Source organism: Bradyrhizobium sp. BLXBL-03 (assembly GCF_051853015.1).
Taxonomy (GTDB): Bacteria; Pseudomonadota; Alphaproteobacteria; order Rhizobiales; family Xanthobacteraceae; genus Bradyrhizobium; species Bradyrhizobium manausense.
In genome coordinates, this window is sequence record NZ_CP182470.1 from 6,401,493 (window position 1) to 6,427,932 (window position 26,440).

At 62.4% G+C, this 26,440-nt stretch carries 30 protein-coding genes and 2 pseudogenes; 16 read left to right on the top strand and 16 right to left on the bottom strand.

Annotated elements, in window-relative coordinates:
* Positions 1–491: 491 nt before the first annotated feature.
* Both ACNJX9_RS30640 and ACNJX9_RS30645 read left to right on the top strand, forming a co-directional pair.
* Positions 492–722 (top strand): DUF6894 family protein, encoded by a 231-nt coding sequence (locus tag ACNJX9_RS30640; protein WP_162268445.1) that lies wholly within the window; start codon positions 492–494, stop codon positions 720–722.
* Between the two features lie 208 nt (positions 723–930).
* A complete protein-coding gene (locus ACNJX9_RS30645; RefSeq protein ID WP_439405678.1) occupies positions 931–1,311 on the top strand; it encodes a VOC family protein in 381 nt (126 codons plus the stop codon).
* 68 nt (positions 1,312–1,379) lie between these two features.
* Here ACNJX9_RS30645 and ACNJX9_RS30650 read toward each other — a convergent pair whose 3' ends face one another.
* The 3 genes and pseudogenes from ACNJX9_RS30650 to ACNJX9_RS30660 form a co-directional block, all read right to left on the bottom strand.
* A complete protein-coding gene (locus tag ACNJX9_RS30650; protein ID WP_439405680.1) occupies positions 1,380–1,898 on the bottom strand; it encodes a protein phosphatase CheZ in 519 nt (172 codons plus the stop codon).
* A 317-nt stretch (positions 1,899–2,215) separates the two neighbouring features.
* Positions 2,216–2,458, bottom strand: coding sequence for an ATP-binding protein (locus ACNJX9_RS30655; RefSeq protein WP_439405681.1), 243 nt, complete (start codon positions 2,456–2,458; stop codon positions 2,216–2,218).
* Positions 2,459–2,615: 157 nt separating this feature from the next.
* Positions 2,616–3,161 (bottom strand): annotated as a pseudogene (locus tag ACNJX9_RS30660) (histidine kinase dimerization/phosphoacceptor domain -containing protein); the annotation flags it as partial.
* 144 nt (positions 3,162–3,305) lie between these two features.
* On the opposite strand from ACNJX9_RS30660, the gene ACNJX9_RS30665 reads away from it, so the two are divergent.
* From ACNJX9_RS30665 to ACNJX9_RS30685, 5 genes are all read left to right on the top strand, one after another.
* A complete protein-coding gene (locus tag ACNJX9_RS30665) occupies positions 3,306–3,650 on the top strand; it encodes a response regulator transcription factor (RefSeq protein WP_439405682.1) in 345 nt (114 codons plus the stop codon).
* A gap of 193 nt (positions 3,651–3,843) precedes the next feature.
* The gene (locus ACNJX9_RS30670; protein WP_057756911.1) at positions 3,844–4,071 is read left to right on the top strand and encodes a hypothetical protein; all 228 of its coding nucleotides are present in this window, start codon (positions 3,844–3,846) and stop codon (positions 4,069–4,071) included.
* Positions 4,072–4,480: 409 nt separating this feature from the next.
* Positions 4,481–4,618, top strand: a complete 138-nt coding sequence (locus ACNJX9_RS30675) for a hypothetical protein (RefSeq protein WP_439405683.1) — start codon at positions 4,481–4,483, stop codon at positions 4,616–4,618.
* Between the two features lie 213 nt (positions 4,619–4,831).
* Positions 4,832–5,014: a hypothetical protein gene (locus ACNJX9_RS30680; protein ID WP_439405684.1), complete on the top strand. Its 183-nt coding sequence runs from the start codon at positions 4,832–4,834 to the stop codon at positions 5,012–5,014.
* A 168-nt stretch (positions 5,015–5,182) separates the two neighbouring features.
* On the top strand, positions 5,183–5,404 hold the full coding sequence (locus tag ACNJX9_RS30685; protein WP_439405686.1) for a hypothetical protein: 222 nt from the start codon (positions 5,183–5,185) through the stop codon (positions 5,402–5,404).
* A gap of 24 nt (positions 5,405–5,428) precedes the next feature.
* Here ACNJX9_RS30685 and hemC read toward each other — a convergent pair whose 3' ends face one another.
* Together hemC and ACNJX9_RS30695 are read right to left on the bottom strand one after the other, a co-directional pair.
* The gene (gene hemC / locus ACNJX9_RS30690) at positions 5,429–6,409 is read right to left on the bottom strand and encodes a hydroxymethylbilane synthase (protein WP_439405688.1); all 981 of its coding nucleotides are present in this window, start codon (positions 6,407–6,409) and stop codon (positions 5,429–5,431) included.
* 105 nt (positions 6,410–6,514) lie between these two features.
* On the bottom strand, positions 6,515–7,105 hold the full coding sequence (locus ACNJX9_RS30695) for a TetR/AcrR family transcriptional regulator (RefSeq protein WP_439405689.1): 591 nt from the start codon (positions 7,103–7,105) through the stop codon (positions 6,515–6,517).
* Between the two features lie 100 nt (positions 7,106–7,205).
* Between ACNJX9_RS30695 and ACNJX9_RS30700 the strand changes: the two genes are divergently transcribed.
* On the top strand, positions 7,206–7,571 hold the full coding sequence (locus ACNJX9_RS30700; protein ID WP_439405691.1) for a nuclear transport factor 2 family protein: 366 nt from the start codon (positions 7,206–7,208) through the stop codon (positions 7,569–7,571).
* A 27-nt stretch (positions 7,572–7,598) separates the two neighbouring features.
* Here the strand turns inward: ACNJX9_RS30700 and ACNJX9_RS30705 are convergent, their stop codons facing one another.
* From ACNJX9_RS30705 to pgm, 4 genes are all read right to left on the bottom strand, one after another.
* Entirely contained in the window at positions 7,599–8,579 is a 981-nt protein-coding gene (locus tag ACNJX9_RS30705; RefSeq protein ID WP_439405693.1) for a PDR/VanB family oxidoreductase, read from the bottom strand.
* Positions 8,580–8,586: 7 nt separating this feature from the next.
* On the bottom strand, positions 8,587–9,333 hold the full coding sequence (locus ACNJX9_RS30710) for a GntR family transcriptional regulator (RefSeq protein ID WP_439405695.1): 747 nt from the start codon (positions 9,331–9,333) through the stop codon (positions 8,587–8,589).
* A gap of 5 nt (positions 9,334–9,338) precedes the next feature.
* The gene (locus ACNJX9_RS30715; RefSeq protein WP_271621695.1) at positions 9,339–10,388 is read right to left on the bottom strand and encodes an aromatic ring-hydroxylating dioxygenase subunit alpha; all 1,050 of its coding nucleotides are present in this window, start codon (positions 10,386–10,388) and stop codon (positions 9,339–9,341) included.
* Positions 10,389–10,630: 242 nt separating this feature from the next.
* Positions 10,631–12,277: a phosphoglucomutase (alpha-D-glucose-1,6-bisphosphate-dependent) gene (gene pgm, locus ACNJX9_RS30720; RefSeq protein ID WP_439405697.1), complete on the bottom strand. Its 1,647-nt coding sequence runs from the start codon at positions 12,275–12,277 to the stop codon at positions 10,631–10,633.
* Positions 12,278–12,583: 306 nt separating this feature from the next.
* On the opposite strand from pgm, the gene ACNJX9_RS30725 reads away from it, so the two are divergent.
* Both ACNJX9_RS30725 and ACNJX9_RS30730 read left to right on the top strand, forming a co-directional pair.
* Entirely contained in the window at positions 12,584–12,955 is a 372-nt protein-coding gene (locus tag ACNJX9_RS30725; RefSeq protein ID WP_057756890.1) for a c-type cytochrome, read from the top strand.
* A 100-nt stretch (positions 12,956–13,055) separates the two neighbouring features.
* Complete coding sequence (locus tag ACNJX9_RS30730) at positions 13,056–14,198, top strand: alpha/beta hydrolase family protein (protein ID WP_439405698.1); 1,143 nt, start codon at positions 13,056–13,058, stop codon at positions 14,196–14,198.
* Here ACNJX9_RS30730 and ACNJX9_RS30735 read toward each other — a convergent pair.
* Together ACNJX9_RS30735 and ACNJX9_RS30740 are read right to left on the bottom strand one after the other, a co-directional pair.
* A complete protein-coding gene (locus tag ACNJX9_RS30735) occupies positions 14,190–15,497 on the bottom strand; it encodes a DUF6895 family protein (RefSeq protein ID WP_439405699.1) in 1,308 nt (435 codons plus the stop codon). The two genes, ACNJX9_RS30730 and ACNJX9_RS30735, sit on opposite strands and share 9 nt — an antisense overlap.
* Before the next feature lie 84 nt (positions 15,498–15,581).
* Positions 15,582–15,821, bottom strand: a complete 240-nt coding sequence (locus ACNJX9_RS30740; RefSeq protein WP_439405700.1) for a hypothetical protein — start codon at positions 15,819–15,821, stop codon at positions 15,582–15,584.
* A gap of 180 nt (positions 15,822–16,001) precedes the next feature.
* On the opposite strand from ACNJX9_RS30740, the gene ACNJX9_RS30745 reads away from it, so the two are divergent.
* Positions 16,002–16,835, top strand: coding sequence for a transglycosylase SLT domain-containing protein (locus tag ACNJX9_RS30745; protein WP_439405701.1), 834 nt, complete (start codon positions 16,002–16,004; stop codon positions 16,833–16,835).
* Between the two features lie 292 nt (positions 16,836–17,127).
* On the opposite strand, the gene ACNJX9_RS30750 is transcribed toward ACNJX9_RS30745, so the two are convergent.
* Both ACNJX9_RS30750 and ACNJX9_RS30755 read right to left on the bottom strand, forming a co-directional pair.
* Positions 17,128–17,943: a response regulator gene (locus ACNJX9_RS30750; RefSeq protein ID WP_439405703.1), complete on the bottom strand. Its 816-nt coding sequence runs from the start codon at positions 17,941–17,943 to the stop codon at positions 17,128–17,130.
* A 238-nt stretch (positions 17,944–18,181) separates the two neighbouring features.
* Positions 18,182–19,063, bottom strand: a complete 882-nt coding sequence (locus tag ACNJX9_RS30755; RefSeq protein ID WP_439405704.1) for an aldose 1-epimerase family protein — start codon at positions 19,061–19,063, stop codon at positions 18,182–18,184.
* A gap of 26 nt (positions 19,064–19,089) precedes the next feature.
* Here ACNJX9_RS30755 and ACNJX9_RS30760 point away from each other — a divergent pair, with 26 nt between their 5' ends.
* The gene (locus ACNJX9_RS30760) at positions 19,090–19,368 is read left to right on the top strand and encodes a hypothetical protein (RefSeq protein WP_439410257.1); all 279 of its coding nucleotides are present in this window, start codon (positions 19,090–19,092) and stop codon (positions 19,366–19,368) included.
* Positions 19,365–19,654 (top strand): annotated as a pseudogene (locus tag ACNJX9_RS30765) (DUF968 domain-containing protein); the annotation flags it as partial. The gene ACNJX9_RS30760 and the pseudogene ACNJX9_RS30765, both read left to right, overlap by 4 nt.
* On the opposite strand, the gene ACNJX9_RS30770 reads toward ACNJX9_RS30765, so the two are convergent.
* On the bottom strand, positions 19,641–20,831 hold the full coding sequence (locus ACNJX9_RS30770; RefSeq protein WP_439405705.1) for an acyltransferase family protein: 1,191 nt from the start codon (positions 20,829–20,831) through the stop codon (positions 19,641–19,643). The pseudogene ACNJX9_RS30765 and the gene ACNJX9_RS30770 sit on opposite strands and share 14 nt — an antisense overlap.
* A gap of 339 nt (positions 20,832–21,170) precedes the next feature.
* On the opposite strand from ACNJX9_RS30770, the gene ACNJX9_RS30775 reads away from it, so the two are divergent.
* From ACNJX9_RS30775 to ACNJX9_RS30785, 3 genes are all read left to right on the top strand, one after another.
* Positions 21,171–21,581, top strand: coding sequence for a hypothetical protein (locus ACNJX9_RS30775; RefSeq protein WP_439405706.1), 411 nt, complete (start codon positions 21,171–21,173; stop codon positions 21,579–21,581).
* Positions 21,582–21,887: 306 nt separating this feature from the next.
* Positions 21,888–22,178 (top strand): hypothetical protein, encoded by a 291-nt coding sequence (locus ACNJX9_RS30780; protein WP_439405708.1) that lies wholly within the window; start codon positions 21,888–21,890, stop codon positions 22,176–22,178.
* A gap of 610 nt (positions 22,179–22,788) precedes the next feature.
* Positions 22,789–23,946 carry a glycosyltransferase family 2 protein gene (locus ACNJX9_RS30785; protein WP_439405710.1) on the top strand — a complete coding sequence of 386 codons (1,158 nt, stop codon included), beginning with the start codon at positions 22,789–22,791 and terminating at the stop codon, positions 23,944–23,946.
* A 54-nt stretch (positions 23,947–24,000) separates the two neighbouring features.
* On the opposite strand, the gene ACNJX9_RS30790 is transcribed toward ACNJX9_RS30785, so the two are convergent.
* Entirely contained in the window at positions 24,001–24,459 is a 459-nt protein-coding gene (locus ACNJX9_RS30790) for a DCC1-like thiol-disulfide oxidoreductase family protein (protein WP_439405712.1), read from the bottom strand.
* On the bottom strand, positions 24,449–26,089 hold the full coding sequence (locus tag ACNJX9_RS30795; protein WP_439405713.1) for a hypothetical protein: 1,641 nt from the start codon (positions 26,087–26,089) through the stop codon (positions 24,449–24,451). The genes ACNJX9_RS30790 and ACNJX9_RS30795 overlap by 11 nt, the downstream gene beginning before the upstream one ends.
* Positions 26,090–26,440 lie beyond the last annotated feature (351 nt).

The following is a 26,440-nucleotide window of genomic DNA, read 5'->3' on the forward strand; positions in this document are numbered from 1 at the left end:
GTTTCTATATTCGCCCTTCCGTAGTTTCACGGATTCGAGCAAAGGCTCTTTCCTTTCATTCCGAGCCTGCAACGCGAGATGCCGTCGCGCCTCGGGCGATTGCATCGATTGCGAGATACCCGCATGCGCCGGGCGATACTCGGCCAATTCGGAACATTGGCTCGGCTCCCTCGTCGTTAAGGAAGAGTAATTGAAAACCATCTTCACAACGAGGGAGGTGCATCCTCTCCATCGCAGCGCTGATCACAACCGGTATCATCCTCCGCGCCGTCGCAGGCACGCTGGAGGCCGCCTGAGTTGCGGCCTCTTTCCGTTCGTCACGTCGCATTGGCCCTCGGCGTCGAACCTCCATACGCGCCTTGGCGCACCGGCAGTACGGAGGTCACCGCGGCTCGGTGCTTCGGCGTCGGAGTTTCCCGGTTTACCCCCAAAGTTCACTTTTGAACGAACCGGGCTACCTCTCGTTGACTCATGAACGGAGGAAGGCCCCAATGCCTCGTTACTTCTTTCATCAGCATGTGCGCGGTCAGAGGATTGAAGACCAGCGTGGAAAGCTATTTCCGACCGATGCGACAGCATGTCACCGAGCCGTGCAGCGGATGCCGGCCAATCTGACAAGAGCTGCGGTGCGTTTCCGCAACACTTATGTCACGACCGAGGTAACTAACGGCGACCGGACCCTGTTTGTCGTGAGGGGAACGGTCATTGTCGAACGGCGGTAAGACCTCTCGGCGGCGGCGAACACCCGGCGTCACCGCGCCGCACTTATTGCGGTGCACGAATCGGAAAAGGCCCTGCCGCATCCTGCGACCGAGGATAAGTCAGCTTTCAGGGTTAGACCGGATCTAACTCCCGATTGACCCAAAAGTAGTCACTATCGCGTTCTAGCAGGCAAGCCGCTGTGGTGCCGAAGGGAGACAGTTCGTGCGAATGACATCGCTGGCCCCAATCCTCACGACGGAGGACATGGACCGGTCAGTCCGCTTCTATGTCGACGTGCTCGGGTTTACCTGTGGCATGCAGACCCCCGGCTATTCGAACCTATATCGCGATGCAGTGCGCATTATGCTGGCTGCGCCAAACGCTCATGGGGACTGGAAGGGTCCGAAATTTACCGGACAGCTTTATATCGAGCTGGAAACGGCCGACGAAGTGGACGCACTCTGGGCGGCTGTCAAAGACCGAGCCGAGGTGATCTATGCGGTGGACGATTTCGACTACGGCGCACACGAATTCGGCATCCGCGACGACAACGGATATTCTCTGGCGTTCGGTGCCCCGTCGAAGCCAACCGCAGGTCGACCAGACTAGTTTCGGCGCTCGCCTGCACTTCGCGGTCGGCCCGGTCCGCCGCGGCGTCACGGTGCGCACACGGCTGTTTACGCGAACAGCTTGTCGATGTCGTCCTGGGAAATCGCCGCCTTCGGCCGCTGTGGGCCCTGCAGAAAGTCTGGTGCGCTTTGGACCGCAAGCTCGGCGGCCAGCCGTGCCAACTCCTCTTTGCCCCACATGCGCACCAGCCTGTTGATGTGGTCCTCCATAAACTGCAGCGACTTGATCACTCGCGTGATCCGCTGCCCTGTAAGGTCCTGAAACGCGCAAGCCTCGAACACCTTGTTCGTGCTATTGGCGATCTCATCGCATACTGACGCGGCGGTCGTATCCTCGACGCTCTGCAACTTCGCGACGCTGGCGCCGATCGCCTCCATGCTTTCGAGGATCGCATTTCCGGCCACCTCCGTGTTCTCGACGATCGCGTCGAGGGTGTCTGTCATCGTCGCGAAACTGCCCTTGGTGCCGCCCTGAAGAGCGGCAAATTCCCGCCGCATGCTGCTGATGTGGCCGAACATCTCGACCAAGAGCGTTTTCAGCATCCTCTCTTCTTCTGGTGCAATCATCAGAGATCTCCGAATTCCGGGGGCAAAACGTCGCGATTGGGGCTGTTTCTACGCGGCGAGGTTGCCCTTAGAGCTACGCGCGAGGTCAGCCCAAGCCAAAGCAATCCGAAGCCACTTCTGGCGTTCAGCCGGGCAATTCGCGGCAATGGCTTTCCTCATTGCAGCGAGGGCTTCCGCTTCTTGGTCAGATTCCCGCATCATGAGCGTGATCATTCCCAAAAATTGTTAAAGCTGATGAAATTCAACACCCCGGGAAAATACCGAGCGAAGAGAAGTTCTCGGCGCCTGGCGGAGCTGACGCCCGCTTCTGTGCCGAACTATCGGGGATGCGCCCGCACCCGGACCTTGAGGCCGGGATCGAGCCGTTCGTAGGACGTTTCGCCTTCGAGCTGTTGGGCCAGCAGCTGAACGATGCGCGACCCCAATCCGCCCGGCTCTTCCCCCTCCCGTAGGCCTACGCCGTTGTCGGAGACCGAGAGTTCGATGCCGCTGCCACTCGAGAACGCGACCGCGATGTGGCCGGGTCTGTCGCCGGGAAAAGCATACTTGATCGCATTCAAGCTCGTTCGTGATCATGCCGATCGCGAGCGCGTGGTTGCTGGCGAGGTCGACGTCCTCGCAGACCACCTGGAAAGCGATCGGTCCGGAAGGAGCCAAGGACTGGAAGACCTTCTCGACGACGTCGTTCAGGAAATAGCGCATGTTCACCGAGCGAGAATCTCGTGTGGGCGAAAGGTGGTCGTAGACCTCCGCCATCACCTGCAACCGACGGGCAGTGGCTTCCAGAGCGGCCTCGATTTCGGGACCGCCGTGCCTTGCCTGCAACCTGATCATCCCGCCGAGGATCGCCAGGTTGTTCTTGGTCCGGTGGGCCATCTCCTGCAGAAGCAAGGTCTTGGTCTTGTCCGCCAGCATGACCCGCCGCAGTTCGGCGCGCTGGAATTCGGCGACAGCGGCCGTCCCGGCTGCAGTGATCGCGAAGAGCGCATTGGGCGCGAAATAGTCGATGCCGTTGCTGCCGGCATAGCTGAGATAGGCGCCGACGGCGACGGCGATGATCGCGGCGAATATTCCGGACCCGCGATCGAAGATCAGGCCCGACAGAAACACGCCGGGGAGCAGCAGGAAATACCCCGGCGAGCCGGTCTGCATCTGCAAGACCATCTGCAGTACGGCGCAGCCCAGCATCATTGTCGCCGAGACGCCGTACCGGACGGGAGTCGGAAGCCGGTGCTCAAGAACGAGCGGATAGAGCCTGTTCATGAATTGAAAAAACGCCTGTCGCCGATAGCCGTTCCTCGCCTTGGCATCGGCCCGGCTCTCCTGCAAACCTTCCTCGGATGGGGAACGACCGACATGTTGCGCCGTTCGATTGCTCGATAACGCAAGCGATTTTAAGAGCCAGCAGTGAGCGTACTTCTTGTTGAGGACGACCCTCTGATCCGCGAATTCGTCGTCGAGGCGCTGCGCGAGGCAGGCTATCACGTGATCCACGCGAGTAACGGCGAGGAGGCACTGGCCTGGTGCAAGCGCCGCGTCGCGGATGTGCTGGTCACGGACGTCACGCTGCCGGGACAGATCGACGGGTGGCAGATCGCGGAGCGATACCGAGAGCAGGATCCGAAGCTGCCGGTCATCTACGCCACCGGCTTCTCGCCAACGACACCACGCCCCGTCCCGGGCAGCCGCATCGTGAAGAAGCCTTTCAATCCCGAGGAACTCGTCCGGACCATCAGGGAGATCGCAGAGTAAAAGGGCGCGGCGTCTATTTAGTGCTCTAAGCAGGACGCGCGCTTTCGTGTGATCGGGAGGCAGCCCACTTGGAAAGGGCCGCCGGTTCATCCCTGTGATGAGATTCCAGCGTTCCGCCGCGCTGGGAAAAGTGGAACTTCGGCCGAGCCTCCTCATTAGCAGTGACTACTTAGCCCTGTTTGAGGAGGACACCATGAAGAAGCTGATCGTATGCGGCGCACTCGCCGCTTTTGCCCTCGTGACCCAAGCGGCCACCGCCGCCGAGTTCTACATCGTTCGCGACGCGACCACCAAGAAGTGCACTGTCGTCGACACCAAGCCAACGACCACCACCACGACGGTCGTGGGCGACGGCGTCTACACGACCAAGACGGAAGCCGAGTCCGCCGTGAAGACCACAAAGGTCTGCACCGAGCAATAACCACTCGGCGTGCTGCTCTGACAAGCAATTGGAGGAGAAATGCCGGTCTTGATTTTGTGGGCCGTGCCCGCCGTACTCGTCGGCGGCGGCGTCGGCTGTTTCCTGGTTCAGCACTAAGCGAAGATGTGATTGCAGAACGGTTCGTCCGGTGCGCCGGACGGGCCGACGACATGCGGGGAGCGGGGAATGCCTTACCAAGCGGCGCGCTGATAGTCATCGCAGCAACGGCGAACGATGCGCTCAACCTATTTTATTCTGCTCTGGCTGGTGTCTTAGTGAGGCCCATCTGGCGGTAGTGCTCGCGGCCAGCCCATTAACTTGTGTGAATGTCAGAACATAATATTTGTTTTACTGATGGCTGTTCACCGGCAGCGATTGAGATCGGGTGACTGAGAGGTTTTCCAAGCCCATGGCCGACAAGGAAGCGCCAGCGAAGCCAGTCGTGCGCCACACTCCTTTGACCATCGATGAATTGCGACGGATGGTCCGCGAGGACATCGAGGAACAGCGGAAAATCGCAGATAGCTTCCGCCGCAAGATGGACTAAAAGCCCGTTGCGGGGAACAAGACAGTCGGACCCAAATTTGTCTGTTCGGAAATCACGCCTCGAGAACGTAAGACCGAAGCAAAAGGCCTCAGCTCGGCGCCAGCCCCGGAGCTGAGGCCTTTTTATCGCTTGTGTACATTTTTGCACCAACCCCCGGAACGGAATCAGGTGTTCCAGAATCTTCCCTGCACTTGATATTTGTTAGGGAATGCCGTGGTTACGAAGAACACCCGAGAAGTAGCGGCGACGCTGCTTAAGCTGGCCAAAACGAGCTCCGACCCAGCCGTGGCGGTTGGCTTCATCGAGAGGGCCGCCGACCTCAAGGAGCGGATCGACGACGAAGGGCTGCCCAAGGCCGACGGGGGTCCGCCTCCCAACATTATCCAGCGTCAGTAAAGCTGCCTCAGTTCACCTCTTTCACTCGCGAACCCGTCGTTCTGGCACTTCATCCCGGTTGACTGCCACTAGTTAACGGCGCACGCTGGAACCATCACCGTCCGGTCCGAGGCTTCTATCGGTGACTGAGAGACCTGTCGCGCTCCCGCCGAACACCGGGAGGCGGTCATGCCGATCAATCGCCTGCTTGAAGCGAGCGAGCTTACGCCAGAGCAACGGCACGTCTACGAACTGGCCTTCAACGCAACCCTGCGCAAACTCGATCTGGTCGATCGCCGTGATCCCCTTTGCGATCTTGTTGCCCGCAAGATCATCGAGATCGGTTCAAGCGGCGTGACCAATGCGACGGTGCTTGCCGAGATCGCCTGCAAGCAGCTCGACCCAAGGTAAGCCCCCGACCTGCGGGTACATGGCCTAGCGTGGCCGACTGCGCTCGATGATCTCGGCGGCGCCCTTCGCCAGGAGATCGAGACCCACCGCACGACCAAGCTCGCGCGGCCGGTTGGCCGGCCCCGTGCGCGAGGCTTCGATGATGGTGTTGCCGGAGAGATCGAGGACCGACGCCGTCAGCGACATCTGGTCGCCCGAGATGGTCGAGAAGCCCGCCACCGGCGAATTGCAGTGGCCGTTGAGCACCCACAGCACTTCGCGTTCGGCATCGGCAGAGGCGTGGGCTGAGGGATCGTCGATTGACGAGAGAATCTGTCGCGTCTGCCAGTCCTGCGCCGCGCATTCGACCGCGACGATGCCCTGCCCTGCGGCCGGCAGCATCTCCGCCGCGGTGAATTCGTAGGCGATCCGGCTGGAAAGACCGACGCGATCAAGTCCCGACCGCGCCATGATCAGCGCATCCGCGGGTCCCACCGCGCCGCCATCCGGCAGCTTCTGCTTCTCGCCATGATCGAGCTTTCGCACACGCGTGTCGGCGGCGCCGCGGAAGTGGATCACCTCGACGTCGGGAAACAGCCGCCGCGCATAGGCGGCACGACGTACCGCATTGGTGCCGATTTTGAAGCCTTTGCCGCCGGACTGGCGCAGCGCTTGCAGCGTCACGTCCGCGCGGAGCACTAGGGCATCGCCGGGCGGATCGCGCGACAGGGTGGCGCCGATGACGAGGCCCGGCGTGTCCTCATTGCCGGGCATGTCCTTCAGCGAATGCATCGCGGCCTGGAGCTCGCCCGCAAGCACGGCGGCGCGGATCTGGGCGACGAAGGCGCCGCCCTTGCCGCCATGGGGCAGCAGCTTGCTGGTCTGGTCGAGATCTCCCGTGGTGTCGAACTTGACGATCTCGACGTCGAGACCTGATACGGCCGATGTCAGGCGACGCGCAATCTCTTCCGTCTGCGCCAGCGCCATCGCGCTCTTGCGGGTGCCGATCCGTAGTCGCATAGCCAAGCCGTTCTCCATCCAGCACGTGTGTCGCGTGCGCGTCATTGCCCATACGACAGGTTCAGGCCGGATGATAGACGGCTGCCGCGCTCAGCGCAGACCTTAGCACAATCAATCCCGCAGACGCAGCGCCTCGACCAGCGACTTGAAGGCACGGGCATATTCAGCGCCCGCCCTTGCGATATCCGTGCGTCCGGCGCAGGCGACTGCGGCCTCCGTCACCGCGCCGAGCAGCAGCCGCGCCAGCGGCTCGACCGGCTGTTTGGCGATCAGGCCGGCCTCCATCGCGGCAGCAATCGCGCGCGGCATCTTGCCGCCAAAGTGTTTTGCATCGATCTCGCGCCAGCGCTCCCAGCCGAGCACGGCGGGACCGTCGCGCAGAATGATCTGGCCGGTCGCACCCTTGGCGGTCGCGGCAAAATAATGCTGGGTGCCGGCGACCATGGCGGAGAGCACGTCCTTCTCGGTCCGCGCGGCGCCGTCGATCTCGGCGACGAGGTCGCGGGAGACGAGATCGAACACCGCTTCGAACACCGCCTCCTTGGTCTTGAAGTGATGATAGACCGCGCCCTTGGCGACGTCGGCTGCCTCGGCGATGTCGTCCATCGTGGTGGCGGCAAAGCCTTGCGTCCCGAACAGCCGCCGCGCCGCGGTCAGGATCGCCTCAGATGTCGCCGCCCGCCGCTCCGCCTGTTTGGCCATGGATTTGGTCTAATCGAATTCACTTTCCGCGGCCAGTTGACTTTTCGACCGAAGGTCGGTATTTACCGACCAGCAGTCGGTTTTATCAAGAGGTGCCGCCATGCCGAGCCGTGACGTCGTTGAAGCCTTTGCAAGGCGGCTGGAGAACGGGGAGTTCGTCGAAGCGATCGAGCAGTACTACACGGCCGATGCCGCGACCTATGAGAACAACGCCGCCCCGACGGTCGGCCGCGACAACCTCGTCGCCAAGGAGCGGGGCGTGCTGGCGGCTTCCAAAGAGGTCAAGGCCGTGCGCGTCGGGCCGAGCCTGATCGAGGGCGACAACGTTGCGAGCCGCTGGATCTTCAGCTTCACCAACGCCGAAGGCGTCACGCGCACGCTGGAGGAGATCGCCTGGCAGACCTGGCGCGGCGACAAGCTGATCGAGGAGCGGTTCTTCTACGACCCGAAGCAGCTCGGGCGATAGCCGGCCTGAATCCCGCTTTTCGGCTGGTCAAACCGCATCGGCCCGCAGCAGCGTATCCACCGTGATGGTGCCACGCGCCCGCGAGACGCAGGTGCAGATCTTCGCGTTGCTGTGCTTCTGGTGCTCGCTGAAGAAGACGTCGCGGTGGTCGATCTCGCCCTCGACGGCGACGACGTCGATGGCGCAGAGGCCGCACTCGCCGCGCTTGCAGTCGGAGATCACCTCAAAGCCGCTGGCGTTGAGGACGTCGAGCATCGAGCGCTCGCGCGGGATTTCGAGCTCGACATCGGAATCCTTCAGGCGCACGCGAAACGCTTCCGTCGGCAGCGTGCCGCTGGAGCCGAAGGTTTCGTAGCGCAGATCGGACAACGGATGGCCGGCACCGATCCAGGCATGGCGCGCGGCATCGAGCATGCGCATCGGGCCGCAGAGCAGCGTCAGCGTGCCCTTGGGCAGTGAGGCGAACAGCGCGTCGAGATCGAGCCGCCCGCGTTCATCGCTGGCATGGACGACCAGGCGGTCGCCGAGCATGTCGGCGAGCTCGTCGAGATAGGCGGCATCCGCGCGGCTGCGCACGGCGTAATGCAGGGTGACGTTGGCGCCGCGGCGCGCGAGCGCTTGCGCTGCGCCGACGATCGGGGTGATGCCGATGCCGCCGGCGATCAGGCAATAGTTTTCGCGCTCCCAGTCGACGGCAACGAGCGAAGCCGGCCGGGTGATGTCGAGCCGCGCGCCGGCTGCGAGCTGCCACATGTAGCGCGATCCGCCGCGCGAATCCTCGGCGCGGCGCACCGCGATCCTGAAGCCTTGCGAGGTCGCTTCGCCGACCAGCGAATAGGACCGCGTCTCGGGCTGGCCGGCAATTGTAACGCTGACATTGATGTGGCTGCCGACCGGATAGGCTGCGCCGTCGAACCGGTCGGGCAGAATCAGGAATTCGCGGATGCCGGGCGACAGATCGCGGGTCGCGACCAGCGTTGCGGGAATCCAGGTTTCGACGAAGCGCATGGTGCCCTCAATCGGTTGCGGTCTTGATCAGCGCGAGCGCCGGCAAGAGGTCAAGATGGGTTCGGTTGCGCAGCGCGAGCCGCAGGTTTCGCACCGCGAGCCGCGCGTGCTCGCGCATGATGGCTTCGGCGCGCGCGCCTTCGCGGTTCTCGATCGCGTCGATCACGACGCGGTGGTGCTCCTGGCCGATGATCAGGATCTGCTGCGCCTCCGGCAGCGCCGACTCTGCCATCACGAAGCCGCTGGGCGAGGCAAACGGCAGCGCCGAGGCGCGGTCGATCTGCCGGACCAGGGGCGGGCTGCGCGACAGTTCGGTGAGCAGCGCGTGGAAGCGCGCGTTCAACGTGACATAGGACGAGAAGGCCTCGATCGAGATCGGCACCTGGCCGAGCAGCTCGTCGATCGCGGCCAGACACTCTTTCAGCGGCTCGAGCTCGCGCGCGGAAACGCCGCGCTCGGCGGCAAAGCGTGCGGCGAGGCCTTCCAGCGTGCCGCGCAGCTCGATGGAATCGGAGATGTCGCGCTCGGAGAACGCCTTCACCATGAAGCCGCCGGAGGGGATCGCCTCCAGGAGGCCCTCCTCCTCCAGCCGCACCAGCGCCATGCGCACCGGCGTGCGCGAGGCGCCGGTGGTTTCCACCGCCTGAAGCTCGGAGATGCGCTCGCCTGGACGCAACGATCCGGACAGGATCTGGTCGCGCAGCGCGAGCTGCGCCTTCACGGTCTGCGAGATGGAGCGGTCGACCTCGGCCATGCCCCCTACTCCGCGGCCTGCAGATGCTGCGGTCCGTTTTCCTTCGCGATCATCCTGTCGATCAGCTTGCGCATCCACATCGCGCCGGCATCGATGTTGAGATTGTAGAAGATGCGGTCCGGGTTCTCGTCCATGGCGCGCTGCTGCGCCTCCAGGATCAGTTCGTCCTCGCGGAAGATGCCGGAGACGCCTTCGCGGATCTCGGTGGTGATGCGCTGCTCGCCGATCTGGTAGTTGCGCACGAAGGCCCAGAAATAGTGGCAGGTCTTCTCGGTCTCGGGCGTGATGGTGTTGAGCACGAAACCGTTGACGCCTTTCGAGCGGTCACCCTCAGGCGCGCCGGTGCCGGCAGGCGCGACGCCGACGTCGATGGCGATGGTGCACGGCGCCTCGAAGCGGATGATCTGCCAGCGATCGACCAGGCCGGGCTTGCCGAGTTGCTTGGCCCAGAACGGCGGCGCCTCGATGCCGCGCATCCAGCGCGTCACGGTGACCGTCTTCTCGCCATGGGTGACGTCGAACGGCGCTTCGGCAACGGCATCATTGCCGATGGAGGAGCCGTGCACGAAGGTCTCGTGGGTGAGGTCCATGAGATTGTCGAGCACGAGGCGGTAGTCGCAGGCAACGCGGATGGTCTTGCCGTCACCGGCCCAGGCGGGATCGTGATTCCAGTGCATGTCGGGCACCAGCGCGGGATCGGCGAGTGCGGGATCGCCCATCCAGAGCCAGACATAGCGGTGACGCTCGACCACGGGATAGGCGCGCACGCAGGCGGACGGATTGATGGTCTCCTGCGAGGGCATGAAGGTGCAGCGCCCTTGCGCATTGTATTTCAGGCCGTGATAGCCGCAGACCACGGTGTCGCCTTCAAGCCGGCCCTTGGACAGCGGCACCAGGCGATGCCAGCAGGCATCCTCGAGCGCGGCCACCGAGCCATCGGCCTTGCGGTACATCACGACGTGCTTGCCGCAGATCGTCCGCGGCAACAGCGCCGGCTTCACCTCCGCGTCCCAGGCGGCGGCGTACCAGGCGTTCATGGGAAAGGGTTTTGTCATGGGCGATCTCCCGGGGCTATTGTATGCGTTGTGTATACAATAACAGAGCGATCGGCCCATTCAAGGGAGAATGTTGCGTACTATAATACCTAAATACTTGAATATGTATACATCATGAGCTGGAACTCTGGAGGCACCCTCATGGCCGGGCTTGTCCCGGCCATCCACGAATTGCCGCGCGGCACCAAGAACGTGGATGCCCGGGACAAGCCCGGGCATGACGACCCCTCGTGAAGCGCGCCTTACGCCCCGAACACCTTTGCGAGCCCGGCCTGGGCCTCTTCCTGAATCCGCTTCAGGTGCTCGGTGCTGCGGAAACTTTCGGCGTAGATCTTGTACACATCCTCGGTGCCCGACGGCCGCGCCGCGAACCAGCCGTAGTCGGTCTCGACCTTGATGCCGCCGAACGGCTGGCCGTTGCCGGGCGCCTTGCTCAGCGTGGCGCGAACCGGATCGCCGGCGAGATCTTTCAGGCCAAGCTGCTCCGGCGTGACGGATTTCAAAATGGTCTTCTGCGGCCCGGTGGCGGCGACGTCGATGCGGGCGTAGTGGGGCACGCCGAACTCGGCGGTGAGATCGCCGAACAACTGGCTCGGATCGCGGCCGGTCCTGGCCATGATCTCGGCGGCGAGCAGGCCGAGGATGATGCCGTCCTTGTCGGTGGTCCACACCGCGCCGTCGCGGCGCAGGAACGAGGCCCCTGCACTCTCCTCGCCGCCGAAGCCGAAGCCGCCGGTGAGCAGACCATCCACGAACCATTTGAAGCCGACCGGCGTCTCCACCAGCTTGCGGCCGAGCTTCCTGGCGACGCGGTCGATGATCGAGCTCGACACCACGGTCTTGCCGATCGCGGCATCCTTGCCCCAGTTCGGGCGGTGCGCGAACAAATAGGAGATCGCGGTCGCCAGATAATGGTTCGGATTCATCAGGCCGCCGGTGCGCGTCACGATGCCGTGGCGGTCGGCGTCGGTGTCGTTGGCAAAGGCGACGTCGAAGCGGTCGCGCATCGCGATCAGGCTCGCCATCGCGTAAGGCGAGGAGCAGTCCATGCGGATCTTGCCGTCCCAGTCCACCGTCATGAAGCGGAAGGTCGGGTCGATCGCCTCGTTCACCACGCTCGCTTTCAGGCCGTAGCGCGCGATGATCGGATCCCAGTAGTGCACCGCGGCGCCGCCGAGCGGATCGATGCCGATATTGACGCCGGCGGATTTGACCAGCTCGAGATCGACGACACTGCCGAGATCGGCGACGTAAGGCGTGATGTAGTCATAGCCGTGCACGGTCGACGATTTCAGCGCCCTGGCATAGTCGATGCGCTTGATGCCCTTGAGCCCATCCGCAAGATAGGCGTTGGCGCGCTTTTCGATGACGGAGGTCGCGTCGGTGTCGGCCGGGCCGCCATGCGGCGGATTGTATTTGTAGCCGCCGTCTTCAGGCGGATTGTGCGAGGGCGTGACGACGACGCCGTCGGCAAGGCCGTGACTGCGGCCCTTGTTGTAGGTCAGGATCGCATGCGAGATGACGGGCGTCGGCGTGTAGCCATGGTCCTTGTCGATCATCAACTCGACGCCGTTGGCCGCGAACACCTCGACGGCGCTGGCCAGCGCCGGCTCGGCCAGCGCATGGGTGTCGATGCCGATGAAGAGCGGACCGGTCAGCCCCTTCTCTTTCCTGTAGTCACAGATGGCCTGCGTGGTGCTGAGGATATGGCCTTCATTGAAGGTGTTCTTGAGCGAGGTGCCGCGATGGCCCGACGTGCCGAACGCCACCCGCTGCGCCGGGTCGGCCGCATCGGGCTTGCCGGCGAAATAGGCGGTCACGAGCCGCGGAATGTTGGCGAGCGCGTCCGGCGAAACCAGCTTGCCCGCCGCGGGATGAACATCTGCCACTGGGATATCCTCGTCCTGTCCTTGAAGGGATTGCGGCCCACCATAGCATCGGCCGGGAGCGCGCCAAGCCGTCTCGCGGGCCGGTCAGATGCCATGCCCCGGTCAACGATCAATCGACAACGCCGATCCTGCACCGAGCGATCCATCGGAAATGGCACATGGCGATCTCGTACTTTGGTGCCGGGTATCGGTTGATGCAGGACAAGGACGCCGTTGCCCGGCGCGGCGCACGATGCTCCCCGTTTGATGAACGAAGGCGGGGACCTGCGGGATATACCGGCAGATCCCGCGAGTGGGGCGATCACCATGATTGGACGTCTGTTTTTCACGCTCATGCTGGCCAGCGCCGCGTCGTCGGCCTGCGCCGCGGAGAGCGATCCGGCGGCGGGGAAGGCCGTCTTCCAGCAAACCTGCGAGAACTGCCACGCGGCAGTGATCGGGGTGAACAAGGTCGGCCCGAGCCTCTGGAATGTCGTCGGCCGCAAGCCTGGCGCCGTCCCGGACTTCGCCTATTCTGATGCCATGAAGGCCAACAAGGAGGCCTGGACGCCAACAGCGCTGGACGCCTATCTCGCCGATCCCCGCGGCGACGTCCACGGCGTCAAGATGTTCTTCAAGGGGCTGGCGAATCCCGCAGATCGGGCCAATGTCATCGCCTATCTCCAGACGCTGAAGTGATCGATCGGGACGGACGCTAGAGCGATCCGGAACGAGGCCGGTTCGCCGGGTTATGCGGGTTCTGTTATGATCCGCAACGGCCACGGAGAATCATCGCCCCATGGGCTTTGCGCGCCGGCATCTGCCCGTGCTCGTCCTGCTCGCCATCGCGGGGGTTGGGGCTCGCGCCGACGCCGGCCAGTTCTACAGCGAGGACCTGCGCATCCCGATGGCGGAGGCCGGACCGCAGGGGCTGGAGGCGTTCCTGGTCCGCCCCGCGGGCACCAAGCGCTATCCGCTGGCGCTGCTCAGCCACGGCTCGCCGCGCAGCTTCGAAGACCGCGCAACGATGTCGGCGCACAAATATTACGGCATCGCACTGGAATATGCCCGGCGCGGTTTTGCCGCGCTGATCGTGATGCGGCGCGGCTACGGTACTTCGCCCGGCGGACGGGTCGACGGAGTCGGCGGCTGCGCCAAGGCCGCCTATCTGCCGGCGGCCGCGGTCGCGGTCGCGGATTTGCGCGCGGCAATCGATGCGATGAGCCGCAGGACCGACGTCACCACCACGGGCATGATCGCGGCCGGCCATTCCGCCGGGGGACTCGCCACCGTCGCGCTGACCGCGCAGGCGCCAAGCGGCCTCGTTGCCGCGATCAGCTTCGCCGGCGGCCGCGGCTCACGCGACGATGACGACGTCTGCAATCCGGAGGGGCTGGTGCAGGCCTTCGCGACCTTCGGCAAGACCTCGCACGTGCCGATGCTGTGGGTCTACGCAACCAACGACCTGTACTTCGGACCTGATCTCGCGCGCCGGTTCTATGACGGATTTCGCGCCGGCGGCGGCGACGCCAAATTCGTCGCGGCGCCGCCCTACGGCGATGACGGCCATTATCTCTATTCCGTGGTGGCCCGCCCGCAATGGACGCCGTACATCGACGCCTTCCTGCGCGAGCGCGGGCTTGGCCACGACGTGCTGAGCCTGCCCGATCCGCTGCCGCCGCCTGCTCATTTCAACGACGCGGCGAAAGCCGAGTTCGCGCGCTATCTCGACAGCACCGTGCCGCACAAGGCCTTCGCGGTGTCGCCGAACGGCGGCTACGGCTGGCGTTCGGGGCGCAGCACCGTGGACGGGGCGCAACGCGATTCGCTCGCGGCCTGCATGAAATGGTCGCCGACTTGCACACTCTATGCCGTCGACGACCAGCTCGCCTCCGGCAGCGTGCAGGGGATGGCGACGGACCGGGTCTCACGCTCACGATAGGCGCGAGACCGTGTGCCGGCCATCCACCATCGCGCCCAGTCGCGAGAGATACTCGGCCGATTGGCTGCACAGCGCGGTGTTCGCCATGCCGTGGGTGAAGGCCGTCTGCAGCAGATGCACCATCCGTGCGGCGTCACCGCTGCGGCTCGACCGTATCAGCGCAACATCGAGCAGAAACGGCGCGAGCGCCATCTGCTCGCGCGCATCCAGCGACTGGAAAACGTTCTCCCAATGCGCGCCTGTCCGGGGTATCGCGGCATACAACATCTCGATGAGATCCATCTGATATGCGGCACCTGCGATGTCAAACGGCGACGCCATACCGTCCTTGAGCGACACCGCACACAACATGCCCATCACGTAAGCCGTGTGATAGGAGGTCGCGAGCGCGCATCTGGTCTTGTCGTGTCCGTTCAACCGCCGGATCCGGCCCGACGCCGAGCGTCCTGCGGGAAGAAATCCAACCTTGTCCTCCAGCGAGGCGAGAACGCGAAAGCCGAACGCAGCGGCCGGACTCCAGTGCGACGACAAGAGCGGCCACGCCATCAGCGCTTCGCCCGCAAGGTCATAGTCCTCGACGACCAGCGCGCGGGCGAGCACGGACCCAGCCTCGTCGAGAAACTCGCCGCTCGGCCGCGGCAACGTCACCTGCCACGCCCCGAAATTGGTGGCATACATCGGGGCATGCGTGTGCGCATAGGCGTCATCGCGCGTGCCGTTCAATAGATCGATCGGATTTCCGAGCGCGGTCTTGCGCGCGATCTCTTCACACACGGGGCCCGGCCGCTCGCGGCGCCACAGCGCATGCAACCAGAGCACTTCGAGCTCGCGGTAAGGCACCACTTCGTGCCCGGCTCGCGCCGACGCCGACCAGCTTCGCGCCAGCAGTTCGTCGAAGTTTTGATCGACATGGCCGAGTGCACTCAGCAGGATGTGCGGCGTCGCGAGCTGGAGGCAGACCGACGGATAGCGTACGACGTCCCAGCGCATCTGCTCCGAGCGCGCATAGGGCACGAGATCTCGCAGCGGCGCCGCCGTGCCAACATCGGGCGCGTAGCGTGCGGCCACATAGAGCAGCATCGCGGTTTCGGCGAGCGGCTTTTCCGCGGCGAAATTTCCGTCCGGCACCTCCGCACCGTCGAACCCGTCCCTGCCGAGAAACTGGAGCGTCCGCTCGGCGATGCGCACGGCGAGCTGCAGTCGTCGCCGCAGATCCTGGGCAACTTCCGCGGGGTTCGCGGCGCCGGCCGCAATGCGGTTGCAACCCGGCGCGGCAGTCCGATCCTGCAGATTTGGCATAGGCGCCTCACGAGAAGGGAAATGCGGGAGCTGATGGACCAAAGCGAGATCGTGGCCGCGCCGGAAGCGCACCTCGGGGCCGGGTCAGCGGCCGGTGACCTCATTGCGGATAGCGGCCGGATTGATCCCCTGTTCCACTTCCACCACCGGCGGGATGCAGTAACGGATGAAGCGATTGCCGACCACGAAGCCGAACTCGCTTTCGCTGGCACTCGCAAGGCTCGCGCCGTTCTCGGCAACGAATTTTCCGAAAGCATTGAAGTCGAACACCTTCGACCCCAGGAACTTGCGGACGATCTCTTCCCTGTTTGCTGCGTTGCTCATGTTGCCTCCTTGGCTCACCGGTGGATCGATCCGGACGCGGGATGCGGCCAGCACCGACGACGTGCACGATGATCCGATCGCGGAGCGAGGCGTGTGAACGACCTTACATTTCAAGAATTGTTGAGCACAACCCACCTGCGGCACATCGGTTGTTAACTCGGAAGATGTACGACGTACCGCATGTTGCGGAGCCGGGTACGATCGAATTCCAGCGCGATGTGGCGAGGCATCGTGGTCGCGGCGCTTTTGTCGGCGGCGACCTGCGTGCAGGCCCAGGATGCCGCCAGGGAGCGCGCCACGGATGATTTCGGCACGACCGCGGCGATCCCCACTCAGGATGCCGACCTCGGCGCAGGCGAAACCGCGACGTCGCGGGCCGAGATCCGAAAGATCATCGAGCATGAGACGGCGAGGACCAATCTGCCCGCCGACATTGCGGAGGCCGTCGTCTTCGTCGAGAGCGGCTACAATCCGGCCGTCGTCGGCAGCGCCGGCGAGCTCGGCCTGATGCAGCTGCGGCTCGAGACCGCGGCGGCGCTTGGGTTCAGGGGAAACGCTGCGGAGCTCACTGAACCCGATATCAACATCCACTACGGCGTGCTTCATCTCAGCCGCGCCTGGCGCCTCACCGGCGGCGACCTCTGCCGCACGCTGATGAAATATCGGGCCAGCCGCGACGAGGAAGAGATCAGCCCGCGCTCGCAGGTCTATTGCAATCGCACCCGCAACCGGCTGCTCGCGATGAAGTCGACGGCGGCAGTCACCCCTGATGCGGCCGTCCCACCCTCGGCATCCCCGCCTGAACCCGCGACGGCGCCGGCACCGGCAACGACATCAGCAAGAGCTGAAAGGCCGCAGACGCGCCCCAGGCCGGCCCAGCCCAAGGACGTCTATGCCCGCTACACCAGGGGCACGGCCGCCGCAAGCCGCGCCTATTGGGCCGCGCATGAGGCCAGGATCAGCCGCATCAAGGCCCGCATCGAGGCCAGGTGGAAGCGGACGGCCTCGCGTTAACGATCGTTCGTCACGACCCGGACCAGCCCTTGACGACACCGTCATGGTCGATGGAATACTGCGGAGGCTCCCCTTTTCGGGATAGCTGCAGCAATTAAGCCAATAGTGTTTTTGCGTAACCCCTATAGAGACCATGCACAACGGTTTGAGAGTTTTGTTTGCGATTGTCGCAACGGCGGCCGTGGCCACCTCGACCTTCATCGCCATCCGGTTCTTGGTCGGGTTCAGCGGCTGAAGCAGTCGGTGCCGGCCAGGCCCCCGGCCGGCGCGACGGCCCCTCGGGCACTCGCGCCTAGAGGCGCTCGCTGAGCGCGAGCTTGTAACCGACGCCGGTGACGGTGGCGATGACGGGCGTGTCGCCGCCGACGAGCTTGCGGCGCAGCCGCGCCACCAGGGCATCGACGGTGCGGATGTCGACCTCGGCCTGTCGATTGCTGACGACCTCGATCAGATAGTCGCGGCTGAGCGGCCGTCCGTCCGCGCCGACGAGGGCCGCGAGCAGGTCGAACTCGGCACGCGTCAGCACCACCGGCTTGCCGTCGCTGCCCAATAGCTCGCGCCGCGTCAGGTCGATGATCCAGTCGCCGAAGGCGATCGAATTGTGGTTGCGCGCCGCCTTGCGGTCGATCGAGCGCCGCCGCAACACGCTGCGCGCCCGCGCCAAGAGATCGCGCAGATTGATCGGCTTGGTGACATAATGATCGCCGGCGATCTCGAGGCCAAGGATGCGATCGACGTCGGTGTCGCGGCGGGTCACGAAGATGATGCCGGCATTGCTGGTCGTCTGGATCTCCTTGGCGAGTTCGAAGCCATCGCCGTCCGGCAATTGGACGTCGAGGAAGACCAGGTCGGTGCGCGCGCGCAGCGCCTGGCGGCATTCGGCGCAGGTGCCGGCGCCGACCACGTCAAAATTATTCTCGCTGAAATAGCCGACCAGCATCGTTCGCGTCACGGGATCGTCTTCGACGACGATCAGCCGCTCGCGCCCGACCGGCCGCAATTCCTGAAGTGCGGAATCAGCCACGATGTTGGATGTCCTGTGTGCCTGCGACTGGGCCTGAAGATTCAAATGGCCGCGTGATGCGCTGTCCTGTGAACGAACATTCACGCCTTGTTCGAGCCCCCGAAATTGCCTGCCGCAATACTAGGCGCGTTGTGTCGCCCGAACAATATAGGTCACGGGATTGAAGTATTAATATGAATTGCCCCACATTTCTCATTCAGCGCATCGATGTCCCAGTAGAACGCAACGCCAGATCTCACGCGGATCGAGCGCGAGCGCCTAAAGCTATTTATTTGAGCATGATCTTTTCGGAAAACCGCTTCACACTTTTCCGGATCATGCTTTAGGACGTGCCCACATCGATCCGGAACGAGAGCTGCTCCTCCGCACCGGGCGCAATATGCATCAGCCCTGGCTTGTCGGTGAACTCGCCGTCGAAGTCTTTGGGGCTGGCATAGCCGCGCCAGGGCTCGATGCAAAGGAACGACGCACCCGATGGTTTCGACCAGATGCCGAGCTCGCGAAAGCCGCGCCAGGACATTTTGAGCCAGGGCCCGGTGCCCTGCCCGTCCGCATAGCGGACCGCGGCGCTGTTGACGGGATTGAGGATCACTGCGTCGTTGCTGAACAGGGCCTCCGACAGCGGGAGCACAGTGCCTTGGACCGGGCTGGGATCCGCAGCCGCGAGCAGGAGCCCGCCCTCGACACGGCAGATCGGCGACGGCTCCTCATGCGTGAATGTCAGCGTATAGTCTTCCTTCGGCACGCCAGCCTGAAGCGGCCAGTTGAAAGCGGGATGGCCGCCGAGCGACACCGGCAGCGTCTCGCCTCCGGTGTTCTCGACCGCGAGGATGAGATCGAGACCGGCATCATCGAGCGCATAGGTCGCGGTCAGCCGGAACGCGAACGGATAGCGCTCACGCGTCGCCTCGCTGTCCTCTAGCACCAGCGTGCACCTGTTCTCTTCGCGTGCCCCCCATGCAAATCGGCTGTCGCGCGCAAAGCCGTGCTGGGTCATCCGGTACGTCTTGCCCAGGTGCCGCAATTCATCATTGGCGAGACGCCCGACGATCGGAAACAGCAACGGCGCGTGGCGCGGCCAGGCCGGTTCGGCCTGCCAAAGGAACTCGATGTCGCCGCCCTTCAGCGAGCAGAGCTCGGCGCCGTACGCCTTGACGGTCGCGGTGAGCGATCCGCTGCGAAAGGAGTGGGTGTCGTCGGTCATTGCCAACCTCTACACCGCGGACTCGCATGCAGCAAGGCGACGCGGCCGAGGTGCAACGTCTGCTTTATGCGTCCGCCGAAAGACAGAAAAAATCTGAAGGCCGAGGTTCGAGAAATTTGGCAACGAAGATCGCACGAGAGTGCGAAGTCTTCAATGGCGGCCATCAGCAATATGCCCTCGATCTGACAAAGCTAAACGATCAGGAACTGTCGCAGCAAGGCGCGCGCTGCACGCGGAGTTGCTCACGGCTGCCGCCGCAGGGACCAACCCGGCGCTGCAGCCTTGCGGACAAGAGATTTTGCTGACTTATCCCAAAGAGCCTCCCCGCAAGCGCAGCAAGGCCCATTTGTTGTTTGTCCCACAGCAACCATGTCTGGCTTGCCAGCAAACCCCATGCGACGCTCATCATCTGAGATTCGCGCAACCAACTAGCCTCGGACGCAAGGTCTCAGCGACGAGTTCACGGTGCCAATGTGCCGCGAGCATCATCAACAGCTGCACCGGTAGGGCAATGAACGCGCCTGGTGGGCGAACCTCCAGATCACGCCATTGCGGATGGCGCTGGAGTTGTGGGAGGCTAGCCCGAGGTAGCCCGCGCGCCGGCGAGTTCGTCGGAATTGGCGTTGCGCAACAGGAACAACGACCTCCAATCGCGCTGATGGCCAAATTCGATATAGCGGTAGCTCAGGGCACTTAGCAGGATCGTTATTGCAAGATAGGGCAATGAAAGTTGAAGCGTGTCTTGCAACGGAGACGTATCGGGCGGGATCATTTCAACCATGATGATCGAATGCCACGCATAAATACTGTAGCACATGCATCCGACGACTTGAATTGGCCACGCCTCGAACAGGCGATTTGCGGACCATGCCCCGCACAACACCGCCAGCAACACCATGGCAAACCCGGCGCAAAAGATCGTGGCGTAGAGAATGCTCACCGCCCAGGGGCCGTTATCCTTGAGGTATATGGCGGCAATCATCACCAGCAGTCCGGGCAGCAGCCCGCGCGCCTGAAATCTCCTAAGTGATACACTGTCCCTGGACTTGACGTAGAGATCGCAGACCAACATTCCGAAAATGAACTGGTAACACGACCCAAATATTCCGCCCACAAACGGGCGAAACATCCCAATCCGATCCACCGCGATAAGGTGACCAGCCACCACGAAAGCTGAGCAGATGACGACGCTCAACAGCAACAGCCTTCGGAGGCCAAAGCGCGCGGTGAGAAGAATCAGAAGCGGAAACAAAAGGCTGAACCAGATCTCAACGCCTACGGACCATAATACGGGATTGGAGGGGGGCATAAACCCGTGCGGCACAAAAATGAAAAGCGTAGATAACAGTCCGCCGAGTTCCAGGTACCACGCGTGCGATCCAGCGGGCGACTTGGCATGGAGCGCAACCGTCACGAGGACTACCGTATAGTAAAGTGGAAGCAACCGGGCTGCGCGATGCCAATAGAAATGCGGGAGGTCGGCGAGCCGACCGATGGCTCGCTTCTTTGTGCGATAGGGCAGGTACAGAACGAATCCGGAGAGCACAAAAAAGATATTTACACCCAGGAAGCCGTGCTTGGCGACAATGGCCAGGAGACCATTCGGATCAAGTTCGCCGGGAAACGGCGACGCGCTGGATGTAAACGGAACAAGCAAGTGAAAGAGGATCACCATCAAGATGGCGAGTCCGCGAAAACCGTTGACCGCGCCGATCTTCTCCGCGCGACTATCGGCTTTGATGGCGGAACCTGGAGATTGTAACGACAAGGCGGCGATCTCGGTATGGTGATTTCCTGTTTGCGATGTTCGCTACGTTGAGCGAGCTGTCAATTGAGGGCCGTCACACTCACGACAGCGCGATGCCAAACCGAAGGTGCATTGACCAGCAAATAGGCAAGTCACCGCATCGCTAGGGATGCAGCGGATATCTCGCATCGCGAACACCTCACGATTCGTTGGAAGCGATCCTTACGCGAGCGCAGCCCTCCCCGGACACGGCGAACGACGTGCCTTCAAATCGTCAATTACGGCATCTAGTCAACTACGGGATATAGACGGTAACAGGTTAGCTCTGAGGCAGAATTATGCGTGGGCGCGGGTAGTTTGATGGCTGGGCTCCTCATCATATCTGTTCTGCTCGCGATTGGCTTCGCGACCGGCTACGGCACGCGTGAGCTGATCTCTCGTAAGCGCCACGCCGAGTACTTGAACTTGCAGCCCTACGTTTCGCCTGCGCTCAGAACCGGGCGGCCATCTTCCGATGAAAGCACCATGACGCGATACGCCACACCTCAACCCGCAATAACTGAGCAGGCGAACTATGACATGCTTGAGTCGTTTAGACCCGTATCGATTGCGGAGCCGAAGCCAGTGAAATCCGGGCCTGCCGGCGCAAGCTTGCGTTTGATCGAGCCGCATTCCTCCAAGCCCGACACCGGATCCTTGCAGTCCGTGGACATTGAGCAGAGCCTCGAAGAACTGGTCGGACTCCTGCTGCGCAAAAAACAGGGCGGTTAGGGCCCTTTTCTCCGACGCGTCTGGTCACAAGCATCTTGCCGCATTTACGTGTCGGCGTGTTGCCGAGACGGGGTGGGAAGTAAGCCCCTGGAACCGAGAAGCACCAGGTTGTCGGCAGGAGAGTTCCGGGATCCCGCTGGGACTCCAGGGCACCGGGTCGATGACAGAGCACGTTTTACGACGGAACCGCCCGCCCGCAGCACAGGCAGGTAAAGACTGGCCGGGGCCGCGTAAAAATGGTATGTTTTTAGCGGTTCTGTGGCTACAATACGGCCCGTCACGCGTCCGGAGAGCAGGAGGGCAGATTTGGTTGTGCTGATGATCGCAAGCGCCGTGGCGGGTGTTCTTCTGGGGCGTTTTCTTCGCGCATATGCCCTTATTCCCGCAACGATGCTAATCCTGGCTGCAGCATGGTATTTGGGCCTCGAGCAGGGTTTCGCGACGGGCGCGATCGCATTCGTCGCTAGCGCGGTGGTCTTGCAAGTCGTCTATTGCGCGAGCCTGCTGACCTATCTGCTCATCGCGAACCTCTCGGTGCTGGACCAGGTGCAGTCGGAGGCATCACCGCAGATGCCTGAATCGCAAATCGCAGCCTAAGACACCTATCCTGAGCGGCCACCGAGAATGTTGTCGCAGGTCCGTACACTGTGACAACCTCCCGTAGAAGCGCCGCACCTGCTTAGTTCATGCAGACCATCCCGCAGGGCCGCATTCCTGCCGGTGTGTTGTGAACGCGTCGTTTACGCGGCATGATCCCCCTGCGCGCGTGGTGCTCGGCTGAAGCTGTTGGCCTGCAGCTTCCAATCTGCTCAACGACAATATCTGCTACACCCAACTGAATACGCGTGTGAATGCGTGGCGCAGGCTTTCTTCTTTGATTTTGATTTCGGCTCGTTGAAACTTCAGCGGAATGGCTGTGTTGCACCAAGTCGAGGCAATGCTTTTAGACGAGGCGAATCCGCGACAAGCTGACGCGACACAGTATGCCCAGGACGTTTGGGAATAAATGGCAATGCAATTTATTCGAAACCGATGCGAAGCCGCCGGCCAATATTCCTCGATTGCAAAGAAGAAGCGCACATTTGCGCCTTGCCGCGGGTTTATGATGCTAGATCAACCCGCTGAGACAACATGACTCTCCATAGCACCTATATTCGCCGTCTTTATGTAGACAATGCTGATATGATCGGTTGGCTGGAAATTAAAAATGGAATTGCTGGCGAGAACAGCCGCGGGCGGCAACGGCGCGCAGAACGCGTTACAAAAGTTGATCGTAAGGGGTCAAGCGGCTGTCGCATTTTTGACGCCAGCGCGATCACGGGCCAAGCAGCGTCCCGATCCGGTCATTCACCGGATTGATACCCGGCCCCTCGACTTCGGCGCCGATGAGATCGTGGCTGTCGGCAAGCTCCGCAACGAAATGCTGCGATTACCCGAATTCCTGCGCCATCATCGCCGGCTTGGGGTCCGACGTTTCCTCGCGATCGATGACCGTTCGGATGACGGCACGCGAGCATTCCTGCTCGATCAGCCGGACGTTCACGTGTTCGAGATCCGGGAGCCCTTTGCAGAATCAAGTGGTGGCGCGCGTTGGACCAGCGCCGTGCTCGACCAATTCGCGCCAGGGCGGTGGGCGCTGACGCTCGACGCCGACGAACTCTTTGTCTATCCCGGTTGCGAAAATTTTGATCTTCGATGGCTGTGCCGATATCTGGAGAGCACCGGCGCCGATTGCATGACCGCGGAGATGGTCGACATGTATCCACGCTGGCTCGGAGGCCCGGAGCGCTACCAAGCCGGTGAGAGCCTCGTCACGTTCTGCCCCTACTTCGATTCAGATACCTATGTGAAGCGCCGTCGGCGCGGCTTTCCGGCCAACTACCTGGTGGGCGGTGCGCGAGCGAGGCTGTTTTATGACGAACCGATGCCGCCGATGATCGCCCTTTATGACGCACTCGTACAGTTGCTTGAGCCATACGGGCTGGCGCGGCTGCTGCCTGCAGTTAACATCACGCGCTGGCAGCCACCGTTGCTCACTAAAGTGCCGCTCGCGCGCTGGTTGCCCAGCCGTCGCTATATCGCCGCCGGTCACCTGATGACCCCACCAGGTAAGCCAGGCGATGTCACAGGCGCCCTGCTCCATTTCAAATTTCTCCACGACTTCACCGATAAGGTCGCAATCGCGGTCCGTGAAGGGAATTACTATCTCGGATCGGTCGAGTATCAGCGCTACGCGGAGCGACTCGATCAAAATCGGTCATTCGAACTCATCTATCCGAAAAGCCTGATCTACCAATCATCCGACGACCTTGTCCGTTGCGGCCTGATGCGTCTCTCTCCGGCCTATGAGGCCGCGACGCGATAACCTGCCCCACCGCTTCTTGTACACAGGAGGCGCGCTGGAGCCTTCCTCCAATCGTCATCGGATCCCCTCGTTGTGCTTGATGTTTTCATCGGAAGGACCGACCGGTATCCGCTGTTCCGGAGCATTGATCTCATCGATCAGCTTGCGGCCGAGAAGCCGAAGGAGAAGCTTCCTTCCACGCACCAGTGCCGGATAAAGTGCCCTTGCCAGGCGTGGCCGAGAGAACACCAGCCGATTAAGGCGATTGAAGACAGTCGTCTCCGCGGCAAGCGTTGCCAGCAGATGCATTGCATCGGCCCCATGGTAGTGCCGCCCACGCCAGCGAACCACCATGCCTTCGTTGAGATCGAGGTTGCGGGCGCGGATATCGCCGACGATCGGATGCTCCGAACGCGCGTCGATCAGGTGAATGCGCTGCCCACGCTCCCGCAACTGGTACAGCAGAACATAGCGGCTGCATAACGGGCATTCGCCGTCATAGACCACCCAGATCTCGTCATCACTATGGGTCAATTCGATAGTCCGTTCGATTCCGAACGTCGCGCACAAGCTTGCCCTCCGCCAGGCCGAGACATACTGAGTCCACCACATAGTGATAGGCGACGATATCGTCCATGGTCAGCTCGTTGAATTCGCCATACAGCCATGGATTGGACAGCATGTGGTGCGGATAGGCATAAAAGCTGTTGTTGTCCTTCACCCAGGGGTAGACACGAAAAAAGCGATCCGTCTCGCGGACCAATTTTTCCACGGCCTCCATGGATACGCCTGTGTCTTGACGCGGAAGGATCTCCGGGCCGCAGGTGGTCGCGTCGTGCCAAGTCGCAAGATCGTGGTTGTTGCCGCCAACGCGAGCCCGGAAATGATTCTCAGGGATGTACATGGTTCCGGTCCCGATCATGTACGAGTAGATGCCGAAATAGGTGGAAGGCGCGAGAACCTGGCGACCATCGCGGGTCTCGACGAAAAGCCGCGGGCTTGCCAGCTTCGGCCCGTCCAGCCATCCCAGGTGATTGGTGTAGAAGAAGAACCGGCCACAGATGACGGTCACGACCATCACAACCTTCATCGCCGGGGTGAACCCATCGCGCGGCAGCGTGCGTGCCGCGGCCACGATGAACAGGTTGAGCGCAATCCAGAAGAAGAAAAGAGCCCCGAGCGTGAAGTACACGCCGATGTGGAAGACGTCGAACAGCAGGCAGAAGAACGACAGCGCGCGCGTCGAGATCGCAGCCAGGGGCGACAGGAGCTGGGCACCCAGCACAAAGACGTTGAAGATCAGCTGGTTGCTCACGATCGCGTCCCAGATGGTCTGCAACGCGCCCGGCCACAGGCCGAGCGGGGCGTCGCCGCGTTCGAGGCCCATCAGGATGGAGGTTTGCGTGGGGTTTGCGAACAGCCAGGTCCACGGCTTCTCGCCACCAGCCTGCAGCTTTGCGATTCCCGACCAGAAATAGCTGCCGAGATGCGCCCCGACCGCGCACGCCCAAATCAAGCCATAGGCGCGATCGCGAAGCTGCTTCACGTCATCTGCGGAAGCGAACAGAGTTCGCAGCCTCGGCACGCGATCCATCACCCAGGCGCTGGTGAGAACGATCGTGCCGAGCACGCCAAGCACGGCGAAGTTACCGACGTCGAGCATACCGAGATAATCGGTCTCCGTCACGAAGATGCCGGACACGACGCTCACCATTTCGCGCCATGCATGATAGAAGTAGAACAGCGGCACCAGAAATGAAGGGCGCAGAATCGCGGCTATTCCTGCCACAACCGCAACCACCGCACCGTAGCGGAAGAACATAATCTTGTCGCCCGCCCCGAACAGGATGTTGGGAGGCCCTGCGAAGGGCCCCAATGAATCGAACAGCAACTGCACGAAGATCGTCATTCCGATCGCGAAGGCGGTGATCCGCAATGGCGGCGAGAAATCACGGTAGCGAATGGAGCTGAAGGCGAGCGCGCCGGCAAATGCCGAGCAAACCAGCACCAGAGCGTAAATGTCAGACCAGCGCGCGAGATGCGTGACGGCCCGCCGCGAAATCGCAGACAGAATGACGGCTACTGTAAGGAGGAAGAGAGGTCCCGCAAGCGACGCGACGCCAGACCGCGCTCCTTGCCGTGATGCAACAGTGTACAACGTCATCCCGTCTCGGACCTCCGGAGCTTCGCCATCGAGATCAACCGAACATTATAGAATGACTAGCGGCCTGCAAATATCGCAAGCGCAGCTTGCCCTTCTCCTGGTGTGAGTGCTCACAAAATCATCTCACGGGAACCTCAGCACTGTGAATCGAAATATGACAAACTGCGGGCATTGATGTGACCACAAGTGTCTGCATTGACGCTGGTGACGTCCAGCCATCGCTTGAGATCAGTTCCGAGCAGGCTCGCCCAGGCCGATCCCACATCGCCCGATCACGTCTTCCGTTCGTGTCAAGGCCAAGCTAAAAGCCGGAGAGGATCGGAACCTCCATCGCGCAGCGCGCTGGATTTC